Here is a 5,257-nt window from a genome sequence, read left to right on the forward strand (position 1 = left end):
GTGTGGTGTTGGCGCGAATCACCTGGCGGATCTGCTGTTGCAGCGCCTCGTCCAGTTCAATTCCGTAATCCAGGCGCACAAACAGCACCACGCGCACGTCGTCCTGCCAACGTTGACCAATGGCGAGGCTCTCCAGCACCTGCGGGATTTTTTCTACCTGGCGATAAATCTCGGCGGTGCCAATGCGCACGCCGCCGGGGTTGAGCACCGCGTCGGAACGCCCATGAATCAACAGGCTGCCGTTGGCGCGTTGCTCGGCATAGTCGCCCTGGGCCCACACGCCGGGGAACTGGCTGAAATACGAGGCGCGCAGTTTTTGCTGTTGCGGGTCGTTCCACAACCCGATGGGCATAGCCGGGAAATGCCGGGTGCACACCAGTTCGCCTTTCTCTCCGATCAGGGGCCGGCCCTGGTCGTCCCACACTTCGATGGCCATGGCCAGGCTCTTGCACTGCATCTCACCGCGCCGCACGGGCAGCACCGGGTTGCCGATCACAAAGCAGGAGACAATGTCGGTGCCCCCCGACATCGACGACAGGCACAGCTCGGATTTGATCTCGCGGTACACGTAGTCGTAACTCTGGGGCGACAGCGGCGAGCCGGTGGAAATCAGGCCCTTGAGGCTGCCCAGATCGTGGCTCAAGCGCGGCTGCAACCCGGATTTTTCCAGGGTGGCGAGAAATTTTGGGCTGGTGCCGAACACGCTGATTTTTTCCGCATCGATCAGGTCGATCAAGCGTTCGGGGCCGGGGTGGAACGGCGAGCCGTCATACAGCACCGCGGTGGCGCCGATCGCCAGCACCGACACCAGCCAGTTCCACATCATCCAGCCGCAGGTGGTGTAGTAGAACAGGCAGTCCTCGCGATTCAGGTCGGCATGCAGGCCGTGTTCCTTGAGGTGCGTGAGCAGTACGCCGCCAGTGCCATGGATGATGCACTTGGGGATGCCGGTGGTGCCGCTGGAATAAAGGATATACAGCGGGTGATCGAACGGCACCGCGACAAATTCGGGTTCGCCGCAGGCTTGGTAGAAGTCGTCCCACAGTGCGACGTGGGCGTGGGTGGCGTAGTCCCCAGCCTGCGCCTCGGGCTTGGCGTAAGGCACGATGATCAACTGTTGCAGGGAGGGCAGGCGTTCAAGGATCTCATTGAGCTTGGCGCTCTGGTCGATGCGCTTGCCGGCATAGCGGTAGCCTGCGCAGGTGATCAGCACCTTGGGCTCGATCTGGCCGAAGCGGTCGATGACGCCCTGGGTGCCGAAATCTGGCGAGGAGCACGACCAGATCGCACCGAGGCTGGTGGTCGCGAGCATGCCCACCAGGGTTTGCCAGGTGTTGGGCATGCACGCGGCCACTCGGTCACCTATGCCGACCCCAGCCGCCCGCAGGCTTCTTTGCAGGCCGGCCACGTGTTCCGCCAGTTGCGCATAGCTCAACTGTTCACGTTGGCCGTCTTCGCTGACAGCCACCACCGCAGGATGATCGTCACGGCGGCGTAACAGGTGTTCGGCGAAGTTCAGGGTGGCGCCGGGGAACCAATTGGCGCTGGGCATCTCCACGTCTTCGATCAGGGTGACGCTGGGCGGGCTGCGAAACTGCACGTCAAAGAACGCGACAATCGCCTGCCAGAAGTCCGGGCGCTGGTCGATGCTCCATTGGTGCAGGGCGGGGTAGTCGTGGAGCTGAACGCCGTGGCGCTGGTTGATGAAGCGGCGGAACTGGTCCATGCGCGTGGCGTGGATGCGTCCGGGGGACGGTTGCCAGAGGATGTCGGACATAAGCTGCCTCTTCTCGTTCCCACGCTTCGCGTGGGAATGCCTGACTGGACGCTCTGCGTCCACTTTTGGGGCGCGGAGCGCCCCGGTCTGCGTGCCCACGCAGAGCGTGGGAACGATCATCACGGGTTTACTGGGCCAGCCAACCACCATCGATGTTCCACGCCGCGCCGCGCACCTGGGCACCGGCTTCACTGCACAAAAACAACACCAGCTCGCCCAACTGCGACGGCGTCACAAACTCCAGCGACGGCTGTTTCTCTGCCAGTAGATCCTGCTGCGCCTGCTGGGGGTCTACCCCAGTAGCCACGCGATCATCAATCTGTTTCTGCACCAGCGGCGTCAGCACCCAGCCCGGGCAGATGGCGTTGCAGGTCACATTACTGGTGGCGGTTTCCAGGCCCACCACCTTGGTGAGGCCGATCACCCCATGCTTGGCCGCCACGTACGCCGCCTTGCCCACTGAGCCGACTTGGCCGTGCACCGAGGCGATATTGACGATGCGCCCCCAGCCCTTGGCCTTCATGCCCGGCAGGCTCAAACGTGTACTGTGGAACACCGAGGACAGGTTGATCGCGATAATCGAATCCCAGCGTTCCACCGGAAAGTCTTCCACCGCTGCCACATGCTGGATGCCGGCATTGTTGACCAGGATGTCCACGCCACCGAACTCGCGCTCGGCGTAAGCGAGCATGTCGGCGATCTGCGCGGGGTCGCTGACGTCGGCCGGGTGATGCCCGACCTTGCCGCCAAACGCCTGCACCTGGGCGATCACCGCGCTGGCGTCGCCAAAGCCGTTGAGAATCAGGTTGGCGCCGTCCTTGGCCAGGCTCAGGGCAATGCCTAAGCCGATGCCGCTGGTGGAGCCGGTGACCAGGGCGGTCTTGCCATTCAAAGTCGTCATGAAAACCTCACACAATGCCGGTGGCGTAGAAAGTACCGATCACCACGAACACCGCAAGGGTCTTGATGATCGTGATGCCAAAAATGTCCTTGTAGGCTTCGCGGTGGGTCAACCCGGTGACGGCCAGCAGGGTGATCACCGCGCCGTTGTGGGGCAGGGTGTCCATGCCGCCGCTGGCCATGGCCGCGACCCGGTGGAGCACCTCAAGGGGGATATTGGCCGCGTGGGCGGCTGCAATAAAGCTCTCGGACATCGCCGCCAGGGCGATGCTCATGCCGCCGGAAGCGGAGCCGGTGATACCGGCCAGCAAGGTCACGGTGATCGCTTCGTTGACCAGCGGGTTGGGGATGCCCTTGAGCCAGTCCGCCAGTACCAGAAAGCCCGGCAGCGAGGCGATCACGGCGCCAAACCCATATTCCGAGGCGGTGTTCATCGCCGCAAGCAATGCACCGCTTACCGCGCTTTTACTGCCTTCGGCCAGCTTGCTCTTAATTGCCGAGAAGCCGAACACCAGTACTACGATAATCCCCACCAGCAACGCCGCCTGCACCGCCCAGATCGCGGTGAGCTTGGCGATTTCGGTGGTCACCGGCGCGCTCATGCCCGGCAGGCTGAGGCTGTGGGTCTTGCCGTACCACTGCGGGATCCAGTGGGTGAACAACAGGTTCATCACCCCCACCAGGATCAGCGGCGACAGCGCGAGCCACGGGTTGGGCAGGCTCAGGTTGTCGGCGGTTTCGGGCTCATTGCGCAACTCGGTGCCATAGCCTTCACCGGCACGCTGGGCCTTGTTGCGCTGGCGTGCGAGGTAGAGCATGCCGGCGCAAAACACGAAGATCGTGCCGATCAGCCCCAGCCACGGCGCCGCCCAGGCGGTGGTGTTGAAGAAGGTGCTGGGGATGATGTTCTGGATCTGCGGGGTGCCGGGCAGGGCGTCCATGGTGAACGAAAACGCGCCGAGGGCGATGGTCGCCGGGATCAGGCGCTTGGGGATATTGCTCTGGCGGAACATCTCGGCGGCGAACGGGTACACCGCAAACACCACCACGAACAGCGACACGCCGCCATAGGTGAGCAGGGCGCACACCAGCACAATCACCAGCATCGCCTGGCGGGTGCCGAGCAAGCGGATCGCAGCGGCCACAATCGAACGCGAAAAGCCTGACAGCTCAATGAGCTTGCCGAACACCGCACCGAGCAGGAATACCGGGAAATACAGCTTGATAAAACCGACCATCTTTTCCATGAACACCCCGGTAAAGGCAGGGGCGACGGCGGACGGGTCGGTGAGCAGCACCGCGCCAAGGGCGGCGATGGGGGCAAACAGGATAACGCTATAGCCACGGTAGGCGGCCAGCATCAGCAGCGCGAGCGCAGCCAGGGCAATGATCACACTCATGGTGTGTCTCCATCGAATTGTTATTGTTGTGGGGTGAGGCTGTGGGAGGGAGCTATAGCGAGATGTGTGCCAAATTTTTAACTTGTTGATATATATGGCTTTATTTACTTTTAACGACGGTTTTCCAGAAGATAGTCTCAATCGAGAGACGAGTGGAGATCCCTTGTGGGAGCTGGCTTGCCTGCGATAGCGGTGTAACAGTGCCATATTCCCTGGCTGAACCAACGCTATCGCAGGCAAGCCAGCTCCCACACAGGGTTGTCTTGATAGTGGGAATATTGTCTCTTTTATGAGACTAGGTTATTCCAAGCGCCAGCATTTTTTTATATAGCGTCGACCGCCCCAGCCCTAGCCGCTTGGCTGCCTCCACCACATTCCCCTCACACGCCGTGAGCGCGGCGGCGATAACCTGCCGGTCAAACCGTTCCCGTGCCGCACTGAATGTCTCTCCCTCCATCGACACCAGCGCACGGCGTTCAACCGGCAAAAAAGTGCCAATGGCCGTGCGTATCTCCTCGGCATTCAACACCACGTCATCACTCAACAGCGCCGCCCGCTCCAGCACATTGCGCAGCTCGCGGATATTGCCCGGCCAGGCATGTTGGGCCAACAGCGCCAGCGCATCGCGGTCCAGTTCGTGCTGGCTGCGCAACTCCTCAAGGATCGCCTCGCTCAACGCCGGAATATCCTCCAGGCGTTCACGCAACGGTGGCACCTGGATCGGCAGTACATTGAGGCGGTAATACAGATCGGCGCGAAACTCACCACGCTTGATTGCCGCTTCCAGGTCCATGGACGTCGCGGCAATCACCCGCACATCGCTGTGCAGCATCTCGTTGGAACCCACCGGTTCGAATTCCTTTTCCTGCAACACCCGCAGCAATTTGCTTTGCAGTGGCAGCGGCATGTCGCCGATTTCATCGAGAAACAGCGTGCCGCCCTGGGCGATCTGGAATTTGCCGGGGCGACCCTTGCGGTCGGCACCCGTAAAGGCGCCGGGCGCGGTGCCGAAGAATTCGGCTTCAAGCAGGTCATGGGGAATCGCCGCGCTATTGATGCTCACAAAGGCTTTGTGCGCCCGGGGCGATGCGCCGTGGATGGCCTGGGCGAGCAGCTCCTTGCCGGTGCCGGTTTCCCCGAGCAGCAATACCGGCGATTCGGCGCTCGCACTGCGCCGCGC

4 protein-coding genes are annotated in these 5,257 nt (G+C 62.1%); all 4 read right to left on the reverse strand.

The genetic code is table 11. From position 1 onward, the window contains the following. Positions 1 to 1,777: acetoacetate--CoA ligase (locus tag GIW04_RS27555; protein ID WP_236479397.1), on the reverse strand; the 1,777-nt coding region annotated here is incomplete at its 3' end. 127 nt (positions 1,778 to 1,904) lie between these two features. Next, a complete protein-coding gene (locus tag GIW04_RS27560; protein WP_120248165.1) occupies positions 1,905 to 2,678 on the reverse strand; it encodes a 3-hydroxybutyrate dehydrogenase in 774 nt (257 codons plus the stop codon). A 7-nt stretch (positions 2,679 to 2,685) separates the two neighbouring features. Continuing rightward, positions 2,686 to 4,077: a GntP family permease gene (locus GIW04_RS27565; RefSeq protein WP_003191810.1), complete on the reverse strand. Its 1,392-nt coding sequence runs from the start codon at positions 4,075 to 4,077 to the stop codon at positions 2,686 to 2,688. 295 nt (positions 4,078 to 4,372) lie between these two features. After that, a partial coding sequence (locus GIW04_RS27570) for a sigma-54 interaction domain-containing protein (protein ID WP_236479398.1) occupies positions 4,373 to 5,257 on the reverse strand: 885 nt, incomplete at its 5' end.

It is taken from the genome of Pseudomonas sp. PA-4-8C (assembly GCF_021606625.1).
In the GTDB taxonomy this organism is placed as follows: Bacteria; Pseudomonadota; Gammaproteobacteria; order Pseudomonadales; family Pseudomonadaceae; genus Aquipseudomonas; species Aquipseudomonas lactis.

Bases quoted from the DNA above. Each gene is read 5' to 3' on its own strand.
- GIW04_RS27565 (WP_003191810.1), bottom strand. From the start codon at position 4,077: ATGAGTGTGATCATTGCCCTGGCTGCGCTCGCGCTGCTGATGCTGGCC.
- GIW04_RS27560 (WP_120248165.1), bottom strand. From the start codon at position 2,678: ATGACGACTTTGAATGGCAAGACCGCCCTGGTCACCGGCTCCACCAGC.